Source organism: Streptomyces sp. NPDC033178 (genome assembly GCF_055577685.1).
In genome coordinates, this window is sequence record NZ_JBVIPT010000017.1 from 255,268 (window position 1) to 280,192 (window position 24,925).

Consider the following 24,925-nt stretch of genomic DNA (forward strand, 5'->3'; position numbering starts at 1 on the left):
CGTTACGCTGGTGGTAGCCGCGCTCCTCCGTTGAATGCCTCGGCGAAGCGCCTCGGCCGCGGCCGCCGTACGTCCATGAAGGAGCCCGCCATGTCCGCTGAGCCCGGCACCGTTCGTCCCGGGGGGCGTACCGCGCGGGTGCGGGCCGCCGTGCTGCGGGCCGCCGGGGACGTGCTCGCCGAGCAGGGGTTCGCCCATCTCGATCTGGCGGATGTCGCGCGGCGGGCCGAGGTGGGCAAGACCACGGTGTACCGGCGGTGGGGGAGCGTGACGGGGCTCGTCGCGGATCTGCTTGCCGAGATGGCCGAGGAGTCGTTGCCGCGTACGGAGACGGGGGCCGTGCTCGGTGATCTTCGGGCCAATGCGCGGCTTGTTCGGGGGACGTTGGCCGATCCCCGGCAGGGGGCGTTGTTTCGGGCGGTGATTGCTGCGGCTACGGGGGACGGGCGTACTGCGGAGGCGTTGCGGCGGTTCTATGAGGTGCGGGTTGGCGAGTGGGCGCCGTGTGTGGAACAGGGGGTTGCTCGGGGGGAGTTGCCGGTGGGGACGGATGCGGGTGAGGTCGTACGGGCCGTCTCGGCGCCCCTCTACTACACGTTGCTCACGACGGGGGTGGCTCCCGGCGTGGCCGCGGCCGATCGGGCGGCGGAGGCCGCGGTTGTGGCCGCGCGGGCCGGGGTGTTCGTTGTGGGGGCGTGAACGCCGGGGGCAACCTCAGCATTCTTCGCCCCCGCCGCCCCTACCCATTCCCGTCCCTTCTGGGGGCTCCGCCCCCAGACCCCCGCATCGCGCTGAACGCGCTCGTCCTCAAACGCCGGACGGGCTGAGAGGTGGGCGGTGGCTGGCGGGGTGGGTGGGAAATCGGCCTGAACAGCCTCGTCCTCAAACGCCGGACAGGCTGAAAAATCAAGCGCCGGCCCAGCCGGAAGCTCGAACCCCGAACCAACCGAGGACCCAAGCACCGAGCCAACCGAAGGCCCAAGCACCGGACCAGCCAAAGCCCCAACCCCCAGCCCCGCTAGAACATCTCCCCCAAAACCCGCGCCGCCCTCTCCACATCCCCGAACCCCACGTACAGCGGTGTGAAGCCGAAGCGCAGTACGTCCGGTTCGCGGAAGTCGCCGATGACGCCCCTGTCGATCAGGCGGCGCATGACGTCGCCGGCGTCGGCGCAGCGGAGGGCCACCTGGCTGCCGCGTTCCGTGTGGGTGGTGGGAGTTACCGACTCCACCGCGCCCTCGGGGACGTATGCCTCGACGCATTCCAGGAAGAAGTCGGTCAGGGCCAGGGACTTGGTGCGGACCGACTCGATCGACACGTCGTCCCAGACCTCCAGTGCCGCCTCCAGGGCGAGCATGGAGAGGATGTCGGGGGTGCCGACGCGGCCGCGGAGGGCGCCGGGGGCCGGGGTGTAGTCCGGGGTCATGCCGAAGGGGTCGGCGTGGGAGTTCCAGCCCGGGAGGGGTGAGTCGAAGCGCGGTTGGAGGTCCTCGCGGACGTAGAGGTACGCGGGTGAACCCGGGCCGCCGTTCAGGTACTTGTAGGTGCAGCCGACCGCCAGGTCCACGCCGTGCTCGTCGAGGCCCACCGGCAGGGCTCCCGCGCTGTGGCACAGGTCCCAGACCGCGACCGCTCCCACCGCGTGGATCGCCGCCGTCAGGGACGGCAGGTCGTGCAGGCGGCCCGTGCGGTAGTCGACGTGGTTCAGCAGTACCGCCGCCGTGCGATTGCTCAGGGCGCCCCGCACCTCGTCCGGCGTCACCGGACGCAGCGTGCAGCCCGTGAGGCGGGCGGCCGACGCGGCGATGTAGCCGTCCGTGGGGAACGTCGTCGCGTCCACCAGGACCTCGTCCCGGCCCGACTCCCCTGCACTCCCGGCCTCCTTTTCGGCCGCCAGGCGCACCGCGCCCACAACAGCCTTGAAGACGTTGACACTTGTCGAGTCGCCGACCACGATCTGCCCCGGCGCCGCGCCCACCAGCGGAGCGATCCGGTCGCCGATCCGCTCCGGCGCGGTCCACCAGCCGCTCTCGTCCCAGGACCGGATCCGCAGCGAACCCCACTGGCGGCGTACGACGTCCTCGACCCGCCCGGGGACCGAGCGCGGCAGCGCGCCCAGTGAGTTGCCGTCCAGATAGACCGCGTCGTCCAACACGAACTGGGCGCGCAGACCGGCAAGTTCGTCCGTCGCGTCCAGTTTCTCGGCCTTCGGCCGCAGCTCGGGCTCAGACATGGGACCGCGCCGTCCACAGCTCGGGGAACACGTTCTTCTGCGCCCGCTTCTCCAGCCAGGCCACCCCGGCGGAACCGCCCGTGCCCGTCTTCGCGCCCATGGCCCGCCGCGTGGCCACCAGGTGGTCGTTGCGCCAGCGCCACACGAGCTCGGCGACATCGGTCAACGCCTCGCCCAGGCGGGCGAGTTCGGCGTCCTCGTCGCCCGAATACAGGTCGGTCCAGACCGTCTCGACCTCCGGTGAGGGGTCGTATCGCAGGGATACGTCACGGTCGGTCACCGACGTCGGAATCGCGTGGCCGCGCCGCGCGAGCAGCCTCAACACCTCGTCGTACAGGCTCGGTTCGTGCAGGGCCTTCTCCAGCTCGGCGTGCACACGGGGCGCGCCCCGGTGCGGTACGAGCATGGACGAGGACTTCTCGCCGAGCAGGAACTCCATGCGGCGGTACATCGCCGACTGAAAGCCGGAACCCTCGCCGAGGGCGCTGCGGTACGAGTTGAACTGGGCCGGAGTGAGCTGGCCGAGGGGCTTCCAGGAGGCGTTCAGCGCCTCCAGTTCCCGTACCGACCGCTTCAGGGCCGCCACCGCGACCGGCACCCGGTCCTCGCGCAGCGCCTTCGCCGCGGTCTCCCACTCGTGGACGATGACGGTGAACCACAGCTCCATGACCTGGGTCGTCACCAGGAAGACCATCTCTCCGGGATCGTCGGAGAGGGTGTGCTGGAGGTGGGTGAGGACGTCCGCCTGGACGTAGTCCTCGTACGGCGTCGTGCCCTGGCTGCTCCAATTTAGTTTTGGGGCGAGATGCGGGGTCTCGGGCTCCGAAGCCTCGTGGGGCTGAGCCTGGTGGGACATCGCTGTCTCCTGTTGTGTACTCCGGGTAGCGGTCCGCCCCTGCCGAATTCGACACGGTGGCCCCGGTCCCCACGGGCATCCTCCACAATCGTGCCCCGGATCCGCAAGGTCCGCCTGGTCACACCAGGCGGACCTGCACAAACGCGACCGTTCGGGGCCGGTCACCGGCCCCGCCGGCTCAGCCGAGGGTCTGGGCCGCCGCCGGGGAGGAGTCCTTCAGGAACTGCGAGCAGCGCTCGTACTCCTCCTGCTCGCCGATCGCCTGCGCGGCACGGGCGAGGCCGTGCAGGGCGCGCAGGAAGCCGCGGTTCGGCTCGTGCTCCCAGGGCACCGGGCCGTGGCCCTTCCAGCCGTTGCGCCGCAGGGAGTCCAGACCGCGGTGGTAGCCGGTACGGGCGTACGCGTACGACTCGACGACGCTGCCGCGCTCGTACGCCTCGTCGGCCAGCTGGGCCCAGGCGAGCGAGGAGGTGGGGTACTTGGCGGCGACATCGGCGGGCGGTGTGCCGTTCGCCAGGAGCTCGCGCGGCTCCGGGTCGTCGGGCAGGTGGGTCGGGGGCGGTCCCCCGAGGAGGTTCTCGTTGATGGCCATGGGTTCCAGTTTGCCTGGCCCTGACGCCCGCGCGCGCACCGCGGGCCCGCTTTACTCCCCCGGCGAACGCGCCGCCCACTCGCCGCACCCACGTGAGGCGTACGCGCGCCCGACTCGTCCCCTCCAGACGCCCCGCGCCCGGCCCCTCTACGCCGGCCGATCCACCCCAGCCGCTCTACTCCAGCCGCTCTACTCCAGCCGCCCGCGCGACTGGTTCGGCTCCAGCGGCGGGGCCGTCACGCTGCCGTGCGTGAGACATTCCGGGCGCAGACAGCCCGGCGGAGGCTTGCGTACGGTCGCGTAGGCGATCACCGCGCCCACGACCAGGATGCCCGCGCACAGGGGCATCGCCCGCCGGAACGCGTCGTCGAAGGCATCCGCCGACCGGTACGCCTCCTCGCTCATCCCCGCCAGCAGCGGGAGCGCGGCCACGGCGACGAGGCCGGCCGCGCGGGCCGCCGCGTTGTTGATACCGCTGGCCAGGCCCGCCCGGCCGGTGTCCACGGAGGCGAGCACGGTCGCGGTGAGGGGCGCGACCAGCGTCACCATGCCGAGCCCGAGCACCAGGACGGCGGGCAGCACGTCGAACGCGTACGAGGCGTCGGTGCCCACCCGCAGCATCAGCAGCATCCCGGCCGCGCACAGCAGCGGGCCCACGGTGAGCGGGATACGGGGGCCGATGCGCTGGGCGAGTTCGCCGGAGCGGGCCGACAGGAACAGCATCAGGACCGTCGTCGGCAGCAGGGCCGTGCCGGCGCCCAGGGCCGAGTACCCGGCCACGACCTGGAGCTGGAGCGCGGAGAGGAAGAAGAAGCCGCTGAAGGCCGCGTACACGCACAGGGTGACGACGTTGACCGCCGTAAACTGGCGGGACGCGAAGATGTCGAGCGGCATCATCGGGTCGGCCCGCCGCCGCTCCACCATCACGAAGGCGACGCCCGCCGCGACCCCCGCGGCCGCCGTCACGGCGACGACGGGCATCGATCCGGCGGACGCCTCGATGAGGGCGTACGTCACCAGGGCCAGCGCCAGCGCGCCGAGGGCCGCGCCGAGCACGTCGAAGCCGCGCCCGTGGATCCGGTCGTCCTTCGACTCCGGTACGTGGCGCAGGGCGATCGGGGCGCAGAGCAGCGCGAGCGGGACGTTGAGGAGGAAGACCCAGCGCCAGCCGGGGCCGTCCACCAGCCAGCCGCCCAGGAACGGGCCGACCGCCGCGCCGATGCCGCCGAAGCCCGACCACAGGCCGACGGCCCTCGCCCGGTCGTCCGGGTGGAACGACGCCTGGATCAGCGCGAGCGAACCGGGCGTGAGCAACGCGCCGCCGATGCCCTGCAGCGCGCGGGCCGCGACGAGGACGCCCGCGCTGGGCGCGAGCCCGCAGAGCAGCGATGCCGCCGCGAACCACACCACACCGACGACGAACACCTTCCGGCGCCCGAAGCGGTCGCCGAGAGCTCCGCCCAGCAGGATCAGGCCCGCGAGGGTCAGCATGTACGCGTTGACGGTCCACTGGAGGCCCGCCAGGTCCGAGTCGAGATCGCGGCCGATCGTCGGCAGCGCGACGTTCACGACGGTCGAGTCCAGCATCGCCATGCTCGACCCGAGCACGGTGGTCAGCAGGATCCACTTCCCGGCGGGGGACGACATTCTGACGGCCGGGGACTCCTTCGGCGGGGCAGCCATACACCGGAGCATACGGACACACGGCGGGGCCCGGCTCTCCGAAGGGAGAACCGGGCCCGAGCCGTACGAAACAGGGTTACTTGATCTTCGTGCCCGTCGAGCGCAGGTTGGCGCAGGCCTCCGTGACGCGCGCGGCCATCGAGGCCTCGGCGAGCTTGCCCCAGGTGCGGGGGTCGTACGTCTTCTTGTTGCCGACCTCGCCGTCGACCTTCAGGACGCCGTCGTAGTTGCGGAACATGTGGTCCGCGACCGGGCGCGTGAACGCGTACTGCGTGTCCGTGTCCAGGTTCATCTTCACGACGCCGTTCTCCAGCGCGGTGGCGATCTCCTCGGCCGTGGAGCCGGAGCCGCCGTGGAAGACGAAGTCGAACGGGGAGGGCTTGCCGTACTTCGCGCCGACGCCCTCGTTCAGCTCCTTGAGGAGCTCGGGGCGCAGGACGACGTTGCCCGGCTTGTAGACGCCGTGCACGTTGCCGAAGGACGCGGCCAGCAGGTAGCGGCCCTTCTCGCCCAGGCCGAGGGCCTCGGCGGTGCGGATGGCGTCGTCGACCGTCGTGTAGAGGGAGTCGTTGATCTCGTGCGAGACACCGTCCTCCTCGCCGCCGGTCGGGGTGATCTCGACCTCAAGGATGATCTTCGCGGCGACGGCGCGGGCGAGCAGCTCCTGGCCGATGGCCAGGTTGTCGGCCAGCGTCTCCGCGGAGCCGTCCCACATGTGGGACTGGAACAGCGGGTTCTCGCCGCGGGCGACGCGCTCCTCGGAGACCGCGATCAGCGGGCGCACGTACCCGTCGAGCTTGTCCTTGGGGCAGTGGTCCGTGTGCAGGGCGACCGTGATGTCGTACTTCCTGGCGACGATGTGCGCGAACTCGGCCAGGGCGACCGAGCCGGTCACCATGTCCTTGTTGTGCTGGCCGCCCAGGAACTCCGCACCACCGGTGGAGATCTGGATGATGCCGTCGCTCTCGGCCTCCGCGAAGCCGCGCAGGGCAGCGTGCAGGGTCTGGGACGAGGTCACGTTGATGGCCGGGTAGGCGAACCTGCCTGCCTTCGCCCGGTCGAGCATCTCGTTGTAGACCTCGGGGGTTGCGATCGGCATCTGTCCGCTCCTTGTGTATGTGCGGGTGGCGTTCTGCTGCTTACGGCCCTGACCTAGGGAGTGACGTCATCGTCGTCCCCATCTTTCCAGACTTGACCGGATGCTCCGGCCTCCGTGTCCAGCCTGTGGATAACTCCCGGCGCGGGCTCGGACCCGGTCCCGGGCCGGCCGGGTCTCGGGCCGGGGATGGGACCAGGGATGGGACCGGGACTCGAAGTGGGCTCAGTCCAGGCCCAGTTCGTCCTTCGAGTACGCGAAGAGGTACGGGACGCCCGCGCCTTCCTGGATCTTCTCGGCGGCACCGGTGGCACGGTCGACGATGGTCGCGACACCGACCACCTCGGCCCCGGCCTCGCGCACGGCCTCGACGGCGGTGAGCGGGGAGCCGCCGGTGGTGGAGGTGTCCTCGACGACGAGCACGCGGCGGCCCGCGATCTCCGGGCCCTCCACGCGTCGCTGCATGCCGTGCGCCTTGGCCGCCTTGCGCACGACGAAGGCATCGAGGCGGCGGCCCCGCGCGGCCGCGGCGTGCAGCATGGCGCCGGCCACCGGGTCGGCGCCCATGGTGAGACCGCCGACCGCGTCGAATTCCAGGTCAGCCGTCAGGTCGAGGAGCACCTGGCCGACCAGCGGGGCGGCCTCGCCGTCCAGGGTGACCCGCCGCAGGTCGACGTAGTAGTCCGCCTCCAGGCCCGAGGAGAGGGTCACCTTGCCGTGCACCACGGCCTTGTCCTTGATCTGCTGCAGCAGCTCGCCGCGTACGTCACTCATGCGGGTCAGCTTAGAGGCGCCACCGGGTCCGTCGCCCTGTCCGGTCGTCCGGTCAGAGGCGCCGCCACGTCCAGGTGGTGGTGGCTTCGAGGGGATCGATGGGGGTGACCAGGCGGGGCAGGGTGTTGAGCCCGTTGGGCGGCCCGGTCTGCGGCTCCACGCAGACGGCGGCCTCCTGCTCGTCGTACACGACGACCCAGTGCTCGCGGCTGGCGACGTTCAGCTCCAGCTGCCCGGGCCAGGTGAGGGTGACGTCGACCCCGTCCGGCATCCCGAAGCAGTCGTCCCAGGGGCCGGGCTTCGGGTCAGTGCGGCGGCCGGTGGGCAGGTGGTCGTCGCCGCGCTCCTCCTGCCAGGCGGCGGTGAAGTCGACCCGCACGTCTTCGGTGCCCTCGCCACCGCCCAGGTTGCGGTTGAACCAGGGGTGCCAGCCGATCTGCGCCGGGAAGGAGTCGTCGTACGTCTCCACCGACATGGTCAGCGTCAGGGTGTCCGCGGTCAGCGCGACGACCTGGGTGACACGGCCGGCGTACGGCCAGGGGTCGACGAGGTCGTACGTGATGACGGCCTCGTTCTCGCTCCTGCGGGCCGTGCGCCAGGCGGCGTCGCGGGCGGTGCCGTGGATGGCGTGGGGTGGGGAGTTGAGGGGGAGCTGGTGGGGGGTGGCACCGTTCAGGAAGCGGCCGTCCCTGGTGCGGCCGCACCAGGGGACCATCGGGAAGCAGCCGAACTTCTTGCCCTGGCGGAGCAGTTCGACTCCGTCGACCTTCAGTCCGCCGATTCGTCCGCCGTTGCCGGGCTGGACGGTCACCTCCGCGTCGGCCGCGGTCAGCGTGATGTCTTCGTTACTCACGCAGGAACCCTACGCGGCGCTCCGCGGGGTTGGGGGACTTGGGTCGTGGCTTGGCTGCGGGTGGGTGGGGGCTGGTCGCGCCCCGCGGCGGAGCCGCAAATGTCACAGCCCCGCGCCCCTGGGTGGGTGGGGGTTGGTGTGGTGTGTCGGGTGCGGGTTCGTTTGGCTGAGCGCGCAGTTCCCCGCGCCCCTAAAAAGCGGGGCTGCGCCCCTGGCTTTTGTCTTTTGTGGGCGCGGGGAACTGCGCGACCAGCCCCCGCCGGGCCCGCAGTCGAGGCATCTACCGGCGTTTGCGGAGGGCTCTGCCCAGTACTACTGCCGAGGCCAGGAGGAAGGCCGCCGCGGGGGCCGCCCAGCGGAGGGTCGCGCGGGTCCCCGTCGCCTCGGGCGCGGGGACCGGGGCGTAACGCCCCCGCGGAGGCGCATGGTCCACCTCCTCCGCGCTGCGGCCGATCATCGTGCGCCGGGCGTGCGCCGCCTCGGCGGGAGCGTCTGACGCCGGGACAGCGTCGTCCTCGAAACCGCCCTCGAAGTCCTCCTCGGCGAACGGTTCGGGAGAGGGAGGCGGAACCTCGGCCTCGTGGATCGAGGAGGTCTCCTCGGCCGGCGGAGGCTCCGGGGCGGACTCTTCGGGCGCAGGGGCGGGCACCTCGGGCTCGGGGGCGGACGCCTCGGGCGCAGGGGTGGACGCCTCGGGTTCGGGGGTCGTCTCCGTCGTCCTCGGCTCACCGCCGGAGGCAGCCGTACCCGCGTCCGGCGCGGCCAGCCCCTCCGCGAAGCGGCTCAGCAGGCGGGTCGTGGCCGAGGTCACCGCGTCCGCCGGGAGTTCCGTGACCCGGCCGTCGGCCGACGCCGTGCCGGTGAAGGTGACGGTCGAGCCACTCGGGTCGTCCTCCCGCGCGCGCAGCGACAACGTGAGGGCGAGCTTCACCGTGCCGCTGCCGCGGGCCTCGGTCGCGTCGGCCTCCACGGCGTACGTGCCGTCGTCGTGCGGGGAGACGGTGAGCGCCCCGCGATACGTGATGGCGTGCCCGCCGACGCGTACCTTCAGGCGGCCGGAGACGGGCGGTGTCCCCGCGTCCTGCTGGAGCCCGGGCACGGCCCGGGCCACCCGCGCGGGATCGGCGAGAGCCTCGCGCAGCGACTCGACGGGAACCGGAACGAACACCTCATGCTCCATGTCGGCCGAGCCTACCCAGCACGGCCCGTACCGCACCTCTGTATGCGGGGGATTCCCCCGGATCCGTCGGCAGAGCGACTCGGTCGGAGTCAATGTCGTGGTCGATACGGCGTCGGGCGGAATCAGTCCGCGTACCTCGGATGCACCAGCGTGGACGGCGGAAGGCCGGTGAGCCGGGTGCGTTCCGCCGCCCGCGCGCCCGCCCGCAGCGACGGTACGTACGGGGCCCCCGGCGGCGTACGCAGCTGCGGCCGGGCACGGGACGCGAGGACGAACCCCCAGTCGTGCGGAGCCCGGGACCGGCTCGCCGCCGCCGAGTCGCGTCCGGGCACGGAGTACGGGGCGGTCCGCAGGCCGGCCGCCCGTACCGTCGTGTCGACCGTCCAGAAGGTCCGCGGCCGCGACGCCACGGGCCCCGCGTGCACGACGAGCCGCCCGCCGCCCGCGAGGACGCCGCGGGCCAGCCCGTAGAACTCCTGCGAGTACAGCTTCGTACTGGACGTGATCCCGGGATCGGGCAGATCGGAGACGACGACGTCGTACGCGCCCCGCGGGGCCCGGCGCAGCCAGCCGAAGGCGTCCGCGGCGACCGCCCGCACCCTCGGGTCCCCGTAGACGTGTCCGTTCAGTTCGGACAGCGCCCGGTCGGTGCGGGCCAGCTCCACGAGCCGGGTGTCGAGTTCGACGACGTCGACCTGTCGTACGCCGCTGTGCCGCAGCACCTCTCGTACGGCGAGCCCGTCGCCGCCGCCGAGGACGAGCACGCGCGCGTGCGGGCCGTTCATCGCGGGGTGGACGAGGGCCTCGTGGTAGCGGCGTTCGTCACTGCCGCTGACCCGCAGGCGACCGTCGAGATAGAGGTCGAGGGGGCGGCCGTCCGTGCCGCCGGTGAGGACGACCTCCTGGACGTCGGTGTGCATCGCCACGCGTACGTCCTTGCCGTACACCGCGTGCCGCGCGGCCCGTTCGAAGTCGTCCACCAGGACCGCGGCCGAGGCGAGCAGCGCGAGCACGACGAGGTTGGCGATGACGAGCAGCCAGCGGCCGCGCCGGGTCAGGTCCTGCCGGAACAGGCCGAGGACGAGGGCGCCGCCCGCGATGGCGTTGACGGTTCCGGTGATCAGCGTCGCGGTCAGCTGGCCGAGCAGGGGCAGCAGCAGGAAGGGGAAGGCGAGGCCGCCGACCAGCGCGCCCACGTAGTCCGCGGCGAACAGGTCCGCGACCGCGCCGCCCGCGTCCTGTCTGCGGATGCGCTGGATCAGCTCCATCAGCAGGGGGACCTCCGCGCCGATGAGCAGTCCGATGGCCAGGGAGAAGGCGACGAGGAGGTAGCTGGAGCCGCCCTCCCAGGCGCCGCCCCAGTCGCCGGTCCAGGCGAAGACGGCGTACAGGGCCATCGCGCTGCAGCCGCCGACGAGGGCGAGCAGCGCCTCGACGGCGCCGAAGCCGGCCGCGGCGCGGCCGCGCAGTCGCTTCGCGACGAGCGAGCCGAGGCCCATCGCGAAGACCATCACGGACAGCACGACGGAGGCCTGGGTGACCGAGTCGCCGATCAGGTACGAGGCGAGGGCGACGAGTTCGAGTTCGTACACGAGTCCGCAGGCCGCGCAGATGAAGACGCCGGCGAGGACGAGGAACCGCCCGGTGGCGGTACTGACCGGCAGAGGCGCCGGGCCCTGGCCGCTCCGGGGCGGCGGGGCCTTGGCCGTGCCGGGCCGGTCCGTGGCCGTACCCGGCCGGTCCGTGGCCGTACCCGGCCGGTCCGTGGCCGTGCCGGGCTGGGCGGGGGCGTGCGGCTCGATCACCCAGCGAACGGTACGTCACCGAACAACTGCGTCCTGTCACCCACACGTGTGGAAACTCGGGCCTGAACGCATACTTTGGCCAGGGCGCGTACGGGCCGTGAACGGCCCTTTCGGGGCTTGCCCCGCGGCTCTGTCCGATTCTCCTGGGGCCAAAGGACTACTGAACGCCGATCACGGCTAGGGTCGAAGTCAGGTAACCACGTGCAATCCTCAGGAGTACCCACCGAATGTCTATCGACCCGTCCTCGATTCCGAACTTCGGGGGCCAGCCCGAGCCGAACCCCGGCGGACCGGCGGGCCCCGTCGTCCCTGATCAGGACCTTGTGAAGCAGCTCCTGGACCAAATGGAGCTGAAGTATGTCGTCGACGACGAGGGTGACCTCGCGGCGCCGTGGGAGCAGTTCCGCACGTATTTCATGTTCCGCGGCGAAGGTGACCAGCAGGTCTTCTCGGTGCGGACGTTCTACGACCGGCCGCACCAGATCGAGGAGAAGCCCCAGCTCCTCGAGTCGATCGACGACTGGAACCGGCGCACCCTGTGGCCGAAGGTCTACAGCCACACGCACGACGACGGCACCGTCCGCCTGATCGGCGAGGCGCAGATGCTGATCGGCACGGGCGTCAGCCTGGAGCACTTCGTGTCGTCCACGGTCAGCTGGGTGCGGGCCGCCATCGAGTTCGACAAGTGGCTCGTCGAGCAGCTCGGCCTGGAGCAGGAGATCGACGAGGCCGACAAGCCCGAAGAGGACGAGTAGGCCTCACTCGGGCACGAGTCCCGCGGGCCACGGCCCCGCGGCGGCTCACAGCGGCTTGTGGGCGAGCACGACGAGGTACGCCCCGTACGCGAACGAGAGCCCGGCCAGGGCGCCGACCACCAGGGTCGCGTGCCACGGTCGGGCTCTCGCCGTCCGGACCAGCGCACACGCCAGCGGCAGCAGCAGCGGGAACGCCGGCAGCAGGAAACGCGGCTTGCACTCGAAGAAGCCGGCGCCGCCGACCGCGACGAGCAGCAGCGCGCCCGCGTAGACCAGCAGCGGCAGGGGTGCGCGGTCGGCGATCAGCAGCCCGTACAGCAGCAGGCCCGCCGCCACGATCACCATCGACATGGGGAAGACCAGCCGGTCGCCGTGGAGCAGCAGATGCTTGACGAAGCGCAGCGCTCCGAGGCCGAAGTCGAAGCGTGAGCCCCACAGCCGCTGCACCTCGAAGTACCCGCCGAGCAGATCGCCCTTGCGCCGCCCGACCCACAGGAAGAACGCGGCCCAGCCGAGGGGTGCGAGCGCCGCGCCCGTCCACAGCCTGTGGGAAACCTTTCCACGCCGCCTGAAGACCTCGTACGCCGCCGCCGCGAGCACGGCCGCCGCCACGGCGAAGCCGTTCGGCCGGGCCAGCCCCGCGCAGGCCGCGAGGGCGCCCGCCCACACCCAGCGGCCGGTGAGGACGGCGTACAGCGACCAGGCGGCGAAGGCGGTGAGGACCGGTTCCGTGTACGCCATCGAGAGCACGACGGAGTGCGGCAGCAGGCCCCACAGGAGGACCAGGGTGGTGGCGACGGCACGGTCGTGCAGCCGGGCGCCGATCGCGTAGATCCCGCAGGCGGCGACCGCGGCGGCCGTCCACGAGATCAGCAGGCCGGCGCCGGGGCCGCTGAGCGGGGTCAGCTCGGTGACGGCCCGCAGCAGCCCCGGGTAGAGCGGGAAGAACGCCAGGTCGCTGTGGACGACGGTGGGGCGGAAGTGCAGGCTGCGTCCGTAGCCGTCGCCGGCGATCCGCAGATACCAGACGGAGTCCCAGGACCGGCCGAGCAGGAGCACCGGGTGCCCGCCGGTCGCCCAGGCGGTCATGGCCACCGCGGCGGCGCCCAGCAGCCGGGCGGCGGCGAACAGCCCGAGGGCGGTACCCATCGCCGCCGCCGGGGACGGACGCGGACGGGAACGGCCCTCGGTGGCGGGCTCTGTGACGGCGGGGGGCGGGGGCGCGAGGGTACTTGCTTGGGTCACACCCGAAGATTGCTGGCAATTCGTATCATTTGCGAGCAACGCGCGGCTGGGCGAGTGCGAATTCCCCCGAGGCGGACGTCCGCCGACGAAGCCGCGGCCATACCGCGGGCGGGTCCGCTCCCGATGCGCCTTGGAAAAAAGCTACGGGCCGCTGTCGATTGGGCCACGTCTCGTTCGACATCATGATGTGCGGCGCCTCGCCACACGATGACGTTGACAGGACCTGACGAGGAAACCCATGGATCAACTGCTGAGAGTCATGAACTTCATGGTCTCGAGTGACGGCATCGGTGCCGGCGAGGACCAGAGCTTCGAGCACCCGTTCGGCCGTGCCATCAATCCCCAGAGGATGTTCGCCTGGGCAGGCGCCACGGCAAGCTGGCCCATGCGCACCGATCCCGGGGGGAGCCGGGGCCTCGATGACTACTTCACGCGAGACTACGAGCGCAACATCGGTGCCGAGATCATGGGCCGCAACAAGTTCGGGCCCCAGCGCGGTCCCTGGCACGACCACGAGTGGCTCGGCTGGTGGGGTGACGAGCCCCCGTTCCGCACCCCGGTGTTCGTCATGACTCACCACAAGCGTCCGTCGTTCACGCTCTCCGACACCACGTTCCACTTCGTCGACGGCGACCCGGCCACGGTCCTCGCGCAGGCACGGGAGGCGGCACAGGGCAAGGACGTCCGGCTCGGCGGCGGGGTTACCACCATCCGGCAGTTCCTTGACGCCGACCTTGTCGACACCATGCACGTGGCGGTCTCGCCGGCAACGCTCGGGTCCGGACTACGACTCTGGGGGTCCCCCGATGAGCTGCTCGACCGGTTCCATCTGGAGGTCGTGCCCAGCCCGAGCGGCGTGACGCACCACCTGTTCTGGCGAAGGTGACGCGAAGCGGTCGGAACTGACGTCACCGCCCATCCGACCGCTCCGACCGCTCCGACCGCCAAGCCGGCGAACCCTCCCGGTCGGAGCACTAAACGACAGTTGATGCCTCGATGGGCACCTCCGCCCATACCGTCTTTCCCACGAGTCGACGAGGCTCGGACCCCTAGCGCACGGCCAGGACGTCCACCAGGAGCAGCCCTCGGCCCGACTCGCCCTCGGGGTACGACGAGGGCGGGGCCGTGGGCGGCCGCACCGCGGAAGCGGCGTCCGCGACCTCGATACGCACCAGGCCCGCAGCCGCGTCGAGGACGAGCCGGAGGCCGAAGTCACGCCCGGGGGCCCGGCCGTGCTGCACGGCGTTCGCGGCGAGTTCGCTGGCAACGAGGGCGACCGTGCACGACGGGTCCGACGCGGGCGTGTGGCCCCACTCCTCCATACGACGGGCGGCGAGCCGCCGTGCGAGCCGCGCACCTCTCGGCGAGGAGACGAACTGCTCGGCGAATGAGGGGAGTTCGCGTGTCGTGTCGGCGAGCTCGACGGTTTGCGCGGCATGGGGCGCGGCGCTCCGCCGTGGCTCGTCTCCCGGGGTGGTCGTTCCTGTCAGCACGGCTTGTCCGTCCTTGTCTTTCGAGCTGGGCAACATCCCGCGACGTACATGAGTCATCACGTTCCGTGCTCAAGAGTCGTTCGATCGCCCTACGCTCAACGGGTGACACGGCCTTACTTTTCAGCCCGTAAGGAACGGAAGTGACGCTGGACACACGTGGTGAGCACGTGGATCACGCAGATCGAGCGAGCGTCCGGAGCGAAGCCGACGCTGGAACTGACGCGTGCGCTGGACGCGGCCCTCGGGGCGGGCGGTGGCCATCGGCGAGTACGCGGCTCATGTGGTGCCCGGCTTGTTGCAGACGGAGGACTACGCGCGGGCGGTGCTGAGTGTCGGTCGAACGCTCGGCAGCGAGGAGCAGTTGGAGGAGCGGGTCGCCTTCCGCATGGGACGACAGGAGCGTCTTGGTACGCCCGATCGTCCCGAGCTGTGGTCCACGTACGCACCCGCCTCACGGCCGACTTCACCGTCATCGCCAACGCCCTCGCACAACGACGCGGCAGCGCGGTCACGGTCGGCGGCGCGGTGTACATCCTCTCCCTGCCCACCGGCGCCCCCGTGACCATCGCCGCCCTGTGCGAACACTTCAGCGAGGGCGAGATCCTCATCTCGCGAGCGCTCAGGGAACTCGAAGAGGCGGGATACCTGGAGCGCCGCCGCGAGCGAACGCCCACCGGGCAGGTCCGAACCCGGACGTACTTCTACGACGTCCCCGGCGGCGATCCAGACCTGAATCCGGACCCGGACGGGTCTCCCGAGCCGCCCAGGCCCCGCCGCCACCGGAAGCAGCCCGCCGCCGCGACAGTGACACCCAAGTCCGCGGCCGTGGAGGAAGGGATGGCCGCGCCCGTACAGGCCGAGGCGGGGACACCCGTCCCGCTCGCCGAAGCAGACCCGCAGGCCATCGCCGTACTCGCCGCTCTGCGCAGGGTCGACCCCCGTCTTGTCCTGTCCGCGCGTGAAGCCGTACGACTCGCACCGGCCGTCTCCCAATGGCTCGCGGCCGGCCTCCTGCCCGCACAGGTCACGGACCACCTCACCTCAGGGCTCCCGGTCGGCCTCCTGATCCGCCCGGCCGGCATCCTCGCCTACTGGCTCAAGGAGACTCCCCTGCCCGCACCGGCCAGAGGCGCAGAACCCGCAGTACGTCCGTCGATCGCGCCCATGCGGAACTGCGACGGCTGCGACCGGGGGTTCCGCTCGGCGGAACCCGGCCGTTGCCGGGACTGCAGGTCGGGGGACCGTCTCCGTGCGGCCGGTTGAGCCCGTGGCTTGGTGTGTGATCCACCCGCAGGTGGGAGTCTTGATGTGCGACGATGCGAAACTCGGTGCCAAGAGGAGGTGGGGCATGGTCGACAGGTTCCAGGACGGGCTTCTGACACCTACGGAAACGGCCTCCTACCTTGAGATCCCGCAGTCGACTCTCACCTCGTGGCTGAAGGGCAAGGCGGCCGGAGCACCACTGGTTCACCAGGTGGAGCCGGTGCGCAAGGGGCAGCCTTCGGTGCCGTTCATCGCGGTGGCCGAGGCACACGTCCTTCGATCTCTGCGTTCCCTGGGGCTCCGCATGAGCGAGATCAGGGAGGCGGCCGCCGCCGTACGGGACGCGTTCGACACCCCCTATGGCCTCGTGTCCAAGCGGATCGCCACGGACGGCGTGGACATCTTCATCGAGCACGGTTGGGGGGATCTCCGCAGAGCCCGCGACGGCCAGGTCCCCATCCAGGAAGTGGTCTCCGACTATCTCCGCTACCTCACCTGGGAACCGGGCGACGACTTCCCCTCCAGCCTGCGACTGAGGCAGTACCCGGACTCCGTCCCCGTCGTGATCGATCCGAGGTTCGGCCACGGTCTCCCCGTGGTGGCCGCCAACCGCGTCACGGTCCGGGCCATCACCGACCTGTGGGAGGCCGGGGAGACCATCGAGGACATCGCGTACGACTACGACATGACGCCTGAGCAGGTGGACGCGCTCTGCCGAGCAGTGGTGCACCTTGCCGCCTGAGTTCTTCCTCGACCGGAATCTCGGTCGTCGTGTCGCCGAGGGGCTGAGAAGCTCCGGATGGACGGTTCACCGCATCGGGGACGTCTTCCCGGACGACGGGCAGGATGTTCCCGACGAGGAGTGGATCACTCACGGTCTCGACCGATCCTGGGTCCCGCTGTCGAAGGACGGGCGGATCAAGACCCGGGACCTGGAGATCCGGCCCGTCCTGGAGCGCGAGGCAGTGCTTTTCTACCTGGACAACCAGCCGTACGGCACGACCGTGTTGAGCTCACCTGGCCCTGACAAGCGGACGGTCCGGACCGGCTTGCCGCCGCCTGGGACGAAGACCGAAGCCCACCCAGCCCTCCGCGTCGAAGGCGAAGGCTCAGCTCCCACCCGTGCAGCACCTCTGGAGTTCCCGCGACCACCGCGCTCTCGCAGAGGAACACATGCACATCACGGTCGCACGGCACCCGCTTCGGCCATACGACGGTCCAGTTCGGCATCCAGTTCGGCCTGCTCGGCATCGTTCGGGTCGTAGCCGTTCCACTCCCGCCGTATCACCCGCGCCTTCTCCGCCCGCTCGGCCGGGGTGAGCAGAGCCTCGGCAAGCCGGTCGCGGGCGTCGGCGGGGATGCGGATGTTGGCGTCCGACATGACGAGGGCTCCCTTTCGTTCGATCTCGCGGGTACGGGTACATCCCCGTACCCGTCGCTCTGACCCGCCCGGTGTGCTGCGGGCAGGTACATCGCGGCAAGCGCCCACAGGGCGGCCCCCGCCCACCGGGCTCACCCCGCGAGCGTCTTGAGGCGCTTCACCGCCTCCTCCAGGACCGACGTCTGCTTGCAGAAGGCGAAGCGGACGAAGGGCGCCCCGGCCTCGCGGTGGTCGTAGAAGACGGCGTTCGGGATGGCGACCACGCCCGCGCGCTCGGGCAGCGCACGGCAGAACGCGAACCCGTCGCTCTCGCCGAGCGGCCGGATGTCGGTGGTGATGAAGTACGTGCCGGCCGGCCTGAACACCCTGAAGCCCGCCTCCGCGAGCCCCGCGCCGAGCAGGTCCCGCTTGGCCCGCATGTCCGCGCCGAACGCCTCGAAGTACGTGTCGGGCAGCGCCAGCGCCTCGGCGACCGCGTACTGGAAGGGCCCCGAGGCCACGTACGTCAGGAACTGCTTGGCCGAGCGCACCGCCGCCACCAGGTCGGGCGCGGCCGTCACCCAGCCGACCTTCCAGCCGGTGAACGAGAAACTCTTGCCGGCGCTCCCGATCGTGACCGTGCGTCCGCGCATCCCGGGCAGCGTCGCGAGCGGGATGTGCTCGGCCTCGTCGAAGACCAGGTGCTCGTACACCTCGTCGGTGACGACCAGCAGGTCCCGCTCGACGGCCAGCTCGGCGATCGCGGTGAGCTCCTCGCGGGTGAGGACCGTGCCGGTCGGGTTGTGCGGGGTGTTGATCAGCAGCAGCCGGGTGTTGTCCGTGACCGCGTCGCGCAGCTCGTCCAGGTCCAGCCGGAAGCGCCGGTGCACGACCCCGTCGTGGGTGTCCTCGTGCGGGCGCAGGGTGACCGGTACGCGCGTACCGCCCGCCATCGCGATGCAGGCGGCGTACGAGTCGTAGTACGGCTCCAGGGCGATCACCTCGTCGCCCGGTTCGAGGAGGGCCAGCAGGGCCGCGGCGATGGCCTCCGTGGCGCCCGCCGTGACCAGGACCTCGGTGTCCGGGTCGAACGTGAGGCCGTAGCGGCGCTCCTGGTGGGCGGTGATCGCGGTGCGCAGCTCGGGCACGCCCGGGCCCGGCGGGTACTGGTTGCCGCGGCCGTCGCGCAGCGCCCGCACCGCCGCCTCGCGGATCTCCTCGGGGCCGTCGGTGTCGGGGAAGCCCTGACCGAGGTTGATCGAGCCGGTACTCAGGGCCAGGGCCGACATCTCGGCGAAGATCGTCGTACCGAACTCTGCGAGGCGGCGGTTGAGGAGCGGGCGGCGTGCACTGGAGGTCATGACCGCCATCCTGCGCTCAACCTCTGGAGTTGCTCAACTCTGCTTTGGTCCGTGAAGCGCGGGGGCATCCCCCTTTCACACAAGAAGCACACGCGGGAAAGCAGCAAGCAGAGCAGCAAGCAGAGCAGCAAGAGGAACAGGCAGAAACAAAGACAAAAGCACCGGCGAGAAGCAGAGCCCACGGGGGGCCGCTTCGGGGGAACGGAAGGAGGGTGGCGCCATGATCGGAGGCATCATCCTGGTGGCATTCATCGCGGTGGCCGTCTTGGCGGTCGTGTCCGGGGCGAGGCGCAGCGGCGCGAGGCGTTCGCGCCGGAACAGGCACAGCTGGTGGGCCGGCGGCTCGGGTTCGGGTTCGGGCGGGGGCGGCGGCTGTTCGACGGGGGGTTCTTCCTGCAGCAGCGGCTCGTCCTGCGGAGGCGGGTCGTCCTGCGGGGGCGGGGGCGGTGGGGGCGGATGCGGCGGAGGCAGCTGACACGGGGCAGCTGAGCTCCGGACGGGGAACCGCGTCCGGGCCGTCCGGCACCACGAGCGTCCGTCGGGAGTCGTCTCCCGGCGGGCGCTTCGCCATGTGTCGGGATTCGTCTCCCGGGGCGGGCGCTCGCCGTGCGAGGTGAGCCGGGCGGGTGTCGAGGAGCGTTGAGGAACGTTGAGGGGCGTTGAGGGGCGTTGAGAGAGCGGGGGGCGTGAAGGCGCACGTGTGAGCCAATGGCGCACTTCCTGCTTGAACAGTTGAGCTGAGGAGCCCTCGGGGGGATGGAAACCCTACGAAGTTGGGTAAAAACGCTGTGGCGGACGCGCCGTTCATGATTCCCTCGTAATCGCCGACGCAGACCCCGGAACATCCTTCTGACCTGGCCGCCCGGGCCCAATCCCCGCCCGGCGCCGACCGGGGTGCGACGGACCGACTCACCGTCACCCTTCACAGACACCGACCCCACCCTTTTGCGTGCAGCGGAGCCGACCCATGCTCACGACCCTCAACACCGCCTACACCGACACGCGTGCGGCCGATCTCGCCTGGGCCCTCGGTCGCGAACCGCTGCCCGCGCTCGCCACACTCGATCTCGAACTCTCGGGTTCGAAGCTTCAGTTGAGACTGCTCGGGGCGTCCCACCAGGTGCTATTGGAGGAGGAGCGGGGCTGTTGTTCGGAGACGGTCGCCTGTATTCCGGGCAGCAGCACGCCGTTGCCGCTCGGCGTCGCCAAGCGGGTGGGCGACTGGGAGTACGAGTTCGCCGCGCGGGTGGAGACGTTGTCGCGCGGCTCGTTCGCGGGGCGCGCGCAGGAGTTGCTCGCGCTGGTGGCCGACCATCCGAACGGTCTGGCGGGGGTCTTCCCCGGCAGCCCGCACGCCTTCACGGCGATGCTCGCCCAGCGGCACGAGGGCCAGGTGCACTGGCGTACCTGGCATGCCTATCCGCAGGACGGCCAACTGGTGGCCACCCGTACGCGGGTTGGGGCGCGGGTTGCTGCGCCGGCTTGAGGGTGGGGTTGGTGGGGCTCGTTGTGCGGGTGCGGGTCGGTCGGGGTTGCTCGCGCAGTCCCCGCGCCCCTGAAAGCCCAGGGGAACCCACCGACCCGCAGGTGAACCCCTGCCTACCTACAGCTCCTTGCCGGAGGCCGCCGGCGTCGTGGGGCCGACGATCAGGCCCTCCCCGAACGCGTCGACGCGAACCGTGTCGCCGTCGTTGACCTCGCCGGAGAGGATCTCCTTGGCGAGCCGGTCACCGATGGCGGTCTGGACGAGCCGCCGCAGTGGCCGCGCCCCGTACGCCGGGTCGTTGCCCTCGTCGGCGAGCCAGGCCAGCGCCGCGTCGGTGACCTCCAGGGTCAGCCGCCGCTCGGCCAGCCGCTTCGCGAGCCGGTCGACCTGGAGCCTGGCGATCCGCTCCAGCTCCGTCTTGTTCAGCGCGGAGAAGACCACCAGGTCGTCGAGCCGGTTGAGGAACTCCGGCTTGAAGGAAGCCCGTACGACCTCCAGGACCTGCTGTTTCTTCTCCTCCTCGGACGTCAGCGGCTCGACCAGATACTGGCTGCCGAGGTTCGAGGTGAGGACCAGGATGGTGTTTCGGAAGTCGACCGTCCGCCCCTGGCCGTCCGTCAGGCGGCCGTCGTCAAGCACCTGGAGCAGGATGTCGAAGACCTCCGGGTGCGCCTTCTCCACCTCGTCGAGGAGCACGACGCTGTACGGACGGCGGCGGACCGCCTCGGTCAGCTGGCCGCCCTCCTCGTAGCCGATGTAGCCGGGCGGCGCGCCGACCAGCCGGGCCACGCTGTGCTTCTCGCCGTACTCCGACATGTCGATGCGGATCATGGCCCGCTCGTCGTCGAAGAGGAAGTCCGCGAGGGCCTTGGCGAGTTCGGTCTTGCCGACGCCGGTGGGGCCGAGGAAGAGGAACGAGCCGGTCGGGCGGTCCGGGTCGGCGATGCCCGCGCGCGTGCGGCGTACGGCGTCCGAGACGGCCTGTACGGCCTCGGTCTGGCCGATCAGCCTGCGGCCCAACTCCTCTTCCATGCGCAGGAGTTTCTGGGTCTCGCCCTCCAGAAGGCGTCCGGCGGGGATGCCGGTCCAGGCGCCGACCACGTCCGCGATGTCGTCCGGGCCGACCTCCTCCTTCACCATCGTGCCCTTGGCGGCCTCCTCCTCGGCCTCGGAGGCTTCCTCCAAGTCCCTTTCCAGGGTGGGGATCTCGCCGTACAGCAGCTTGGAGGCGGTGTCGAAGTCGCCGTCGCGCTGGGCCCGTTCGGCCTGGCCGCGCAGTTCGTCGAGCTTCTCCTTCAGTTCACCGACGCGGTTGAGGGACTGCTTCTCCTTCTCCCAGCGGGCGGTGAGGCCGCGCAGCTCCTCCTCCTTGTCGGCGAGGTCGCGGCGCAGCTTCTCCAGGCGCTGCTTGGAGGCGGGGTCGGTCTCCTTGTCGAGCGCGAGCTCCTCCATACGGAGCCGGTCGACGGCCCGCTGGAGTTCGTCGATCTCGACGGGGGACGAGTCGATCTCCATCCGCAGCCGGGACGCGGACTCGTCGACGAGGTCGATGGCCTTGTCGGGCAGGAAGCGGGAGGTGATGTACCGGTCGGAGAGCGTGGCGGCGGCGACGAGCGCGCTGTCCGCGATCACGACCTTGTGGTGGGCCTCGTACCGTCCCTTGAGTCCGCGCAGGATCGCGATGGTGTCCTCGACGGTCGGCTCGGCGACCAGCACCTGCTGGAAGCGGCGTTCTAGGGCGGGGTCCTTCTCGATCCGCTCGCGGTACTCGTCCAGGGTCGTCGCACCGACCATGCGCAGCTCACCGCGGGCGAGCATCGGCTTCAGCATGTTGCCGGCGTCCATGGAGGAGTCGCCGCCGGCGCCCGCGCCCACGACGGTGTGCAGCTCGTCGATGAACGTGATGATCTGCCCGTCGGAGTCCTTGATCTCGGCCAGGACCGTCTTCAGGCGCTCCTCGAACTCACCGCGGTACTTGGCACCGGCCACCATCGCGCCCAGGTCGAGCGAGACGAGCCGCTTGTTCTTGAGCGACTCCGGGACGTCACCCTTCACGATCCGCTGGGCGAGCCCCTCGACGACGGCGGTCTTGCCGACGCCGGGCTCGCCGATGAGGACGGGGTTGTTCTTGGTGCGCCGGGACAGCACCTGGACGACCCGGCGGATCTCCTGGTCACGGCCGATGACGGGGTCGAGCTTGCCCTCACGCGCGGCCGCGGTGAAGTCCGTACCGAACTTTTCGAGTGCCTTGTACTGGCCCTCGGGATCCGGAGTGGTCACCCGGCGCCCTCCCCTGCTCTTCTGAAAGGCCTCAAGCAGCTTTTTCGCACTGGCCCCGTGCTGGGAGAGTACGTCCCCGCTCCGGCCGCCCTTCGCCGCGATCCCGATGAGCAGGTGCTCGGTGGAGAGGTACTCGTCGCCCAGTTCCTTGGCACGCTCGGAGGCGTCGGCGATGACGGCGAGCAGCTCGCGGTTGGGCTGCGGCGGGGCGACGGTGGAGCCCGTCACGCTGGGCAACGCGCTCAGCACGCGCTCCGCGCCGGTCCGTACGCCCGCCTGGTCGGCCTCGACGGCGGCCAGCAGGTCGGTGATGTTCTCGTTCTCCTGCCCCTCAAGGAGCGCGAGGAGCAGATGCGCGGGGGTGAGATCGGCGTGCCCCCCGGTCACGGCCCGGTTGCTGGCCGCGTTGATCGCGTCCCGGCTCCTGTTGGTCAGCTCGGCGTCCACGTGTCCGTTCTCCTCCTCGTGCTCCAGGTTGGCTGACCCAACCAACGTACACAAAGTTGAGTCTATTCCACTCAAGAAGATGCGGGCGAGGGTCAGCGGCTAAGTTCCGGTCCATGGCCTCGTACCCCGTGAACCCGCACGATCCCGACGACTCGTACCTCGGTTTCTGGCGGGAACGTCACCTGTGCACCCTGACCACCCTCCGTCCCGACGGCACCCCGCATGTGGTGCCCGTCGGGGTTACATACGATCCGGAGGCCGGTCTCGCTCGGGTGATCGCGAACAAGTCCAGCACGAAGGTGCGGAACGTGCTGGCCGGCGGGCCCGACGGCATCCCGGTCGCGGTCTGTCAGGTGGACGGGCGGCGGTGGGCGACGCTGGAGGGGCGCGCGACGGTTTCCACGGATCCGGCGCGGGTCGCGGAGGCGGAGCGGCGGTACGCCGAGCGCTACGGCCGGACCCCGTCACCCAACCCTTCGCGGGTGGTCGTCGAGATCGCTCTGACGTCGGCGCTGGGGCACGGGTGACGCCGGACAGATGTGGGGCCGCTTGCTCCGGGTTTCCACAAGGGGTCAACTACCCGGGACTGAGGTGCCGGGCTTGCACAACGGTCGCCACTGGCGGTGACGTGCCGTTTGCGTCCAGTCCCACCCTTGGGTTTCGGGGTGGGACCGGGGCCGTTGACGGGGCCCCGCGTCGCCACAACTCCCACGCTCTGGCGCGGATGTTGCGGGAGCCGTTCCGATCGGCGTGATCAACGAATCCGCACGACCGGCACGCGAACCAGACCTGGGAGACCCGGTTCGCCTTGTCGATGTGCCCGCACTCGGCGCAGGTGCGCGAGGTGTACGCCGGATCGACGTGCACCACCGGCACCCCGGCCTTGCGGGCCTTGTACGCGATGAACTGCCCCAGCTGGGCGAATCCCCAACTGCTCATGGTGGCCCGTTGGGGCTTCCTCAGCCGTACCCGCTCGCGGATGCCCGTGAGGTCTTCCAGGGCGATTCCGCGACCGGTGCGTTCCGCCTCGGCCACCACACGCTTCGCGATCTTGTGGTTGATGTCCTTCGCCCGCCGGGCCTCCCTGCGCCGCCGCTTCTTCAACCGACGCTTGGCTGACGGGGTGTTCTTCTTCTGCAGTTTGGTACGCAGGCTCCGTTCGCGGACCCGGATGCGGTTGAGGTCGCGTCCGGCCATGATCTCGCCGTCCGAGGTGGTGGCAATGTTCACGATGCCCAGATCGATGCCCAGGAAGTCCACCGGCTCCGAGTTCAGCTCGGCCTCGGGAACCTCGCAGGTGGCGAAGAGGAACCACATGCCGTCCCGCTCCACCAGGTCCGACTCACCCTTGCGGTGCAGGGCCAGGGTGGCCAGCTGTTGGGGAGAGGCGGTGAAGGCCACGTTCTTCATTCGCCCGCCGGTGGTCCAGATCGACACCGTGCGGTCGGTGATCTGCCAGGACAGCATCCGGTCGTCATAGGGCTGGGCACCAGAGGAGCGGAAGGCAACGGGTTTCTCAGCGGCGCGCCGGTAACGTTTCGAGCCGGGGCGGCCCAAACGTCCCGCCTTCAAGTGGGCCCTCAGCGTGGTGTAGGCGTCGCAGGTCTTCTTGATCACGTGCTGGGCGGCCTGCGCCCCCAGGTTCCACCGGCTCTTGACCTGCTCGTAGGTGTGCTTTCGCAGAGCGAAGTTCTTGAACTCGCCACGCGCGAAGGCCACCTCACCCACCCAGCTGGCGGCCTCGTTGCAGGCACGCAGGGTCGCCTCGAGCGCCACCGCCTGCGGAGACGTCGGCAACAGCCTGACCTGCACTACCAGCTTCACAATCACCGAACGTACACATCTGTACGACCCTCCACTGCGCGTTCCCCACTGCTCACCCCATCGAGTGAGCCCGCCATTTGCGGTACGCCACCAGCTCCGGCTAACACGACGCTCGGCCGCCCCACTGTCGAGCAGACGTCAGCGACACCGCCGCGCCTCGCTCGGCGGCCGCGGGAATGCCATTCCCGCGGGACTGCAGACCTGGGGTTCCTCACAAGGATCTGCTGAAATAACCTGGAAACTGCAGCGGGGGGGGGGGGGGGGGGGGGGGGGGGGGGGAGGGGGGGGGGGGGGGGGGGGGGGGGGGGCGGGAGGGAGGAGGGGGGGGGGGGGGAATGC

The 24,925-nt window shown here is 70.7% G+C and carries 22 protein-coding genes and 2 pseudogenes; 9 read left to right on the forward strand and 15 right to left on the reverse strand.

The annotated features are described in order from the left end of the window. The first annotated feature begins 90 nt into the window (after nt 1-90). Nucleotides 91-699: a TetR/AcrR family transcriptional regulator gene (locus tag ACZ5VQ_RS36015; protein WP_362071870.1), complete on the forward strand. Its 609-nt coding sequence runs from the start codon at nt 91-93 to the stop codon at nt 697-699. Nucleotides 700-1,018: 319 nt separating this feature from the next. Here ACZ5VQ_RS36015 and kynU read toward each other — a convergent pair whose 3' ends face one another. The 9 genes from kynU to ACZ5VQ_RS36060 all read right to left on the reverse strand — a co-directional run bounded on the left by kynU (nt 1,019) and on the right by ACZ5VQ_RS36060 (nt 11,072). Continuing rightward, nucleotides 1,019-2,233, reverse strand: coding sequence for a kynureninase (kynU, locus tag ACZ5VQ_RS36020; RefSeq protein ID WP_469108601.1), 1,215 nt, complete (start codon nt 2,231-2,233; stop codon nt 1,019-1,021). Continuing rightward, nucleotides 2,226-3,089, reverse strand: coding sequence for a tryptophan 2,3-dioxygenase family protein (locus tag ACZ5VQ_RS36025; protein ID WP_469108602.1), 864 nt, complete (start codon nt 3,087-3,089; stop codon nt 2,226-2,228). The genes kynU and ACZ5VQ_RS36025 overlap by 8 nt, the downstream gene beginning before the upstream one ends. A gap of 178 nt (nt 3,090-3,267) precedes the next feature. Further along, nucleotides 3,268-3,681 (reverse strand): DUF3151 domain-containing protein, encoded by a 414-nt coding sequence (locus tag ACZ5VQ_RS36030; protein WP_307523418.1) that lies wholly within the window; start codon nt 3,679-3,681, stop codon nt 3,268-3,270. Nucleotides 3,682-3,870: 189 nt separating this feature from the next. Then, the gene (locus ACZ5VQ_RS36035) at nt 3,871-5,364 is read right to left on the reverse strand and encodes an MFS transporter (protein ID WP_469108603.1); all 1,494 of its coding nucleotides are present in this window, start codon (nt 5,362-5,364) and stop codon (nt 3,871-3,873) included. A gap of 76 nt (nt 5,365-5,440) precedes the next feature. After that, a complete protein-coding gene (fbaA, locus tag ACZ5VQ_RS36040) occupies nt 5,441-6,463 on the reverse strand; it encodes a class II fructose-bisphosphate aldolase (RefSeq protein WP_469108604.1) in 1,023 nt (340 codons plus the stop codon). Nucleotides 6,464-6,685: 222 nt separating this feature from the next. Further along, nucleotides 6,686-7,234 (reverse strand): orotate phosphoribosyltransferase, encoded by a 549-nt coding sequence (gene pyrE, locus ACZ5VQ_RS36045; protein ID WP_200397321.1) that lies wholly within the window; start codon nt 7,232-7,234, stop codon nt 6,686-6,688. A gap of 52 nt (nt 7,235-7,286) precedes the next feature. Next, nucleotides 7,287-8,087, reverse strand: coding sequence for an aldose epimerase family protein (locus ACZ5VQ_RS36050; protein WP_469108605.1), 801 nt, complete (start codon nt 8,085-8,087; stop codon nt 7,287-7,289). Nucleotides 8,088-8,367: 280 nt separating this feature from the next. Further along, a complete protein-coding gene (locus ACZ5VQ_RS36055; protein ID WP_469108606.1) occupies nt 8,368-9,267 on the reverse strand; it encodes an SRPBCC domain-containing protein in 900 nt (299 codons plus the stop codon). Nucleotides 9,268-9,389: 122 nt separating this feature from the next. Next, nucleotides 9,390-11,072, reverse strand: a complete 1,683-nt coding sequence (locus ACZ5VQ_RS36060; protein WP_469108607.1) for a polyamine aminopropyltransferase — start codon at nt 11,070-11,072, stop codon at nt 9,390-9,392. Between the two features lie 227 nt (nt 11,073-11,299). Here ACZ5VQ_RS36060 and ACZ5VQ_RS36065 point away from each other — a divergent pair, with 227 nt between their 5' ends. Next, a complete protein-coding gene (locus ACZ5VQ_RS36065) occupies nt 11,300-11,827 on the forward strand; it encodes a YbjN domain-containing protein (protein ID WP_189843291.1) in 528 nt (175 codons plus the stop codon). Nucleotides 11,828-11,872: 45 nt separating this feature from the next. On the opposite strand, the gene ACZ5VQ_RS36070 is transcribed toward ACZ5VQ_RS36065, so the two are convergent. Beyond that, nucleotides 11,873-13,072 (reverse strand): hypothetical protein, encoded by a 1,200-nt coding sequence (locus ACZ5VQ_RS36070; protein WP_469108608.1) that lies wholly within the window; start codon nt 13,070-13,072, stop codon nt 11,873-11,875. 238 nt (nt 13,073-13,310) lie between these two features. Between ACZ5VQ_RS36070 and ACZ5VQ_RS36075 the strand changes: the two genes are divergently transcribed. Then, nucleotides 13,311-13,958, forward strand: coding sequence for a dihydrofolate reductase family protein (locus ACZ5VQ_RS36075; RefSeq protein WP_469108609.1), 648 nt, complete (start codon nt 13,311-13,313; stop codon nt 13,956-13,958). An 88-nt stretch (nt 13,959-14,046) separates the two neighbouring features. Here ACZ5VQ_RS36075 and ACZ5VQ_RS36080 read toward each other — a convergent pair. Continuing rightward, nucleotides 14,047-14,565, reverse strand: a pseudogene (locus tag ACZ5VQ_RS36080) (ATP-binding protein). Nucleotides 14,566-14,715: 150 nt separating this feature from the next. Between ACZ5VQ_RS36080 and ACZ5VQ_RS36085 the strand changes: the two are divergent. From ACZ5VQ_RS36085 to ACZ5VQ_RS36100, 4 genes and pseudogenes are all read left to right on the forward strand, one after another. Beyond that, nucleotides 14,716-14,998, forward strand: a pseudogene (locus ACZ5VQ_RS36085) (Scr1 family TA system antitoxin-like transcriptional regulator); the annotation flags it as partial. After that, entirely contained in the window at nt 14,995-15,828 is an 834-nt protein-coding gene (locus tag ACZ5VQ_RS36090) for a hypothetical protein (RefSeq protein WP_469108610.1), read from the forward strand. The pseudogene ACZ5VQ_RS36085 and the gene ACZ5VQ_RS36090, both read left to right, overlap by 4 nt. A gap of 85 nt (nt 15,829-15,913) precedes the next feature. After that, complete coding sequence (locus ACZ5VQ_RS36095; protein WP_469108611.1) at nt 15,914-16,570, forward strand: DUF433 domain-containing protein; 657 nt, start codon at nt 15,914-15,916, stop codon at nt 16,568-16,570. Beyond that, the gene (locus ACZ5VQ_RS36100; RefSeq protein WP_469108612.1) at nt 16,560-17,093 is read left to right on the forward strand and encodes a PIN-like domain-containing protein; all 534 of its coding nucleotides are present in this window, start codon (nt 16,560-16,562) and stop codon (nt 17,091-17,093) included. The genes ACZ5VQ_RS36095 and ACZ5VQ_RS36100 overlap by 11 nt, the downstream gene beginning before the upstream one ends. Here the strand turns inward: ACZ5VQ_RS36100 and ACZ5VQ_RS36105 are convergent. Both ACZ5VQ_RS36105 and ACZ5VQ_RS36110 read right to left on the reverse strand, forming a co-directional pair. Continuing rightward, a complete protein-coding gene (locus tag ACZ5VQ_RS36105) occupies nt 17,009-17,209 on the reverse strand; it encodes a hypothetical protein (RefSeq protein WP_469108613.1) in 201 nt (66 codons plus the stop codon). The genes ACZ5VQ_RS36100 and ACZ5VQ_RS36105 overlap by 85 nt on opposite strands. A gap of 131 nt (nt 17,210-17,340) precedes the next feature. After that, nucleotides 17,341-18,558: a pyridoxal phosphate-dependent aminotransferase gene (locus ACZ5VQ_RS36110; RefSeq protein ID WP_469108614.1), complete on the reverse strand. Its 1,218-nt coding sequence runs from the start codon at nt 18,556-18,558 to the stop codon at nt 17,341-17,343. A gap of 958 nt (nt 18,559-19,516) precedes the next feature. On the opposite strand from ACZ5VQ_RS36110, the gene ACZ5VQ_RS36115 reads away from it, so the two are divergent. Continuing rightward, nucleotides 19,517-20,035 carry a DUF2617 family protein gene (locus ACZ5VQ_RS36115; protein WP_469108615.1) on the forward strand — a complete coding sequence of 173 codons (519 nt, stop codon included), beginning with the start codon at nt 19,517-19,519 and terminating at the stop codon, nt 20,033-20,035. Between the two features lie 117 nt (nt 20,036-20,152). Here ACZ5VQ_RS36115 and clpB read toward each other — a convergent pair whose 3' ends face one another. Continuing rightward, on the reverse strand, nt 20,153-22,762 hold the full coding sequence (clpB, locus tag ACZ5VQ_RS36120) for an ATP-dependent chaperone ClpB (RefSeq protein WP_469108630.1): 2,610 nt from the start codon (nt 22,760-22,762) through the stop codon (nt 20,153-20,155). Nucleotides 22,763-22,875: 113 nt separating this feature from the next. Here clpB and ACZ5VQ_RS36125 point away from each other — a divergent pair, with 113 nt between their 5' ends. After that, nucleotides 22,876-23,289 carry a pyridoxamine 5'-phosphate oxidase family protein gene (locus ACZ5VQ_RS36125; RefSeq protein WP_469108616.1) on the forward strand — a complete coding sequence of 138 codons (414 nt, stop codon included), beginning with the start codon at nt 22,876-22,878 and terminating at the stop codon, nt 23,287-23,289. A 49-nt stretch (nt 23,290-23,338) separates the two neighbouring features. On the opposite strand, the gene ACZ5VQ_RS36130 is transcribed toward ACZ5VQ_RS36125, so the two are convergent. Continuing rightward, nucleotides 23,339-24,586, reverse strand: a complete 1,248-nt coding sequence (locus ACZ5VQ_RS36130) for an RNA-guided endonuclease InsQ/TnpB family protein (protein ID WP_469108617.1) — start codon at nt 24,584-24,586, stop codon at nt 23,339-23,341. Between the last annotated feature and the right edge of the window lie 339 nt (nt 24,587-24,925).

Coding starts and splice junctions, on each gene's coding strand:
- ACZ5VQ_RS36035 (WP_469108603.1), bottom strand. CDS start 5,364: ATGGCTGCCCCGCCGAAGGAGTCCCCGGCCGTCAGAATGTCGTCCCCC.
- ACZ5VQ_RS36125 (WP_469108616.1), top strand. CDS start 22,876: ATGGCCTCGTACCCCGTGAACCCGCACGATCCCGACGACTCGTACCTC.
- pyrE (WP_200397321.1), bottom strand. CDS start 7,234: ATGAGTGACGTACGCGGCGAGCTGCTGCAGCAGATCAAGGACAAGGCC.
- fbaA (WP_469108604.1), bottom strand. CDS start 6,463: ATGCCGATCGCAACCCCCGAGGTCTACAACGAGATGCTCGACCGGGCG.
- ACZ5VQ_RS36030 (WP_307523418.1), bottom strand. CDS start 3,681: ATGGCCATCAACGAGAACCTCCTCGGGGGACCGCCCCCGACCCACCTG.
- ACZ5VQ_RS36095 (WP_469108611.1), top strand. CDS start 15,914: ATGGTCGACAGGTTCCAGGACGGGCTTCTGACACCTACGGAAACGGCC.
- ACZ5VQ_RS36075 (WP_469108609.1), top strand. CDS start 13,311: ATGGATCAACTGCTGAGAGTCATGAACTTCATGGTCTCGAGTGACGGC.
- ACZ5VQ_RS36055 (WP_469108606.1), bottom strand. CDS start 9,267: ATGGAGCATGAGGTGTTCGTTCCGGTTCCCGTCGAGTCGCTGCGCGAG.
- ACZ5VQ_RS36115 (WP_469108615.1), top strand. CDS start 19,517: ATGCTCACGACCCTCAACACCGCCTACACCGACACGCGTGCGGCCGAT.
- kynU (WP_469108601.1), bottom strand. CDS start 2,233: ATGTCTGAGCCCGAGCTGCGGCCGAAGGCCGAGAAACTGGACGCGACG.
- ACZ5VQ_RS36110 (WP_469108614.1), bottom strand. CDS start 18,558: ATGGCGGTCATGACCTCCAGTGCACGCCGCCCGCTCCTCAACCGCCGC.
- ACZ5VQ_RS36105 (WP_469108613.1), bottom strand. CDS start 17,209: ATGTCGGACGCCAACATCCGCATCCCCGCCGACGCCCGCGACCGGCTT.
- ACZ5VQ_RS36065 (WP_189843291.1), top strand. CDS start 11,300: ATGTCTATCGACCCGTCCTCGATTCCGAACTTCGGGGGCCAGCCCGAG.
- ACZ5VQ_RS36015 (WP_362071870.1), top strand. CDS start 91: ATGTCCGCTGAGCCCGGCACCGTTCGTCCCGGGGGGCGTACCGCGCGG.
- ACZ5VQ_RS36025 (WP_469108602.1), bottom strand. CDS start 3,089: ATGTCCCACCAGGCTCAGCCCCACGAGGCTTCGGAGCCCGAGACCCCG.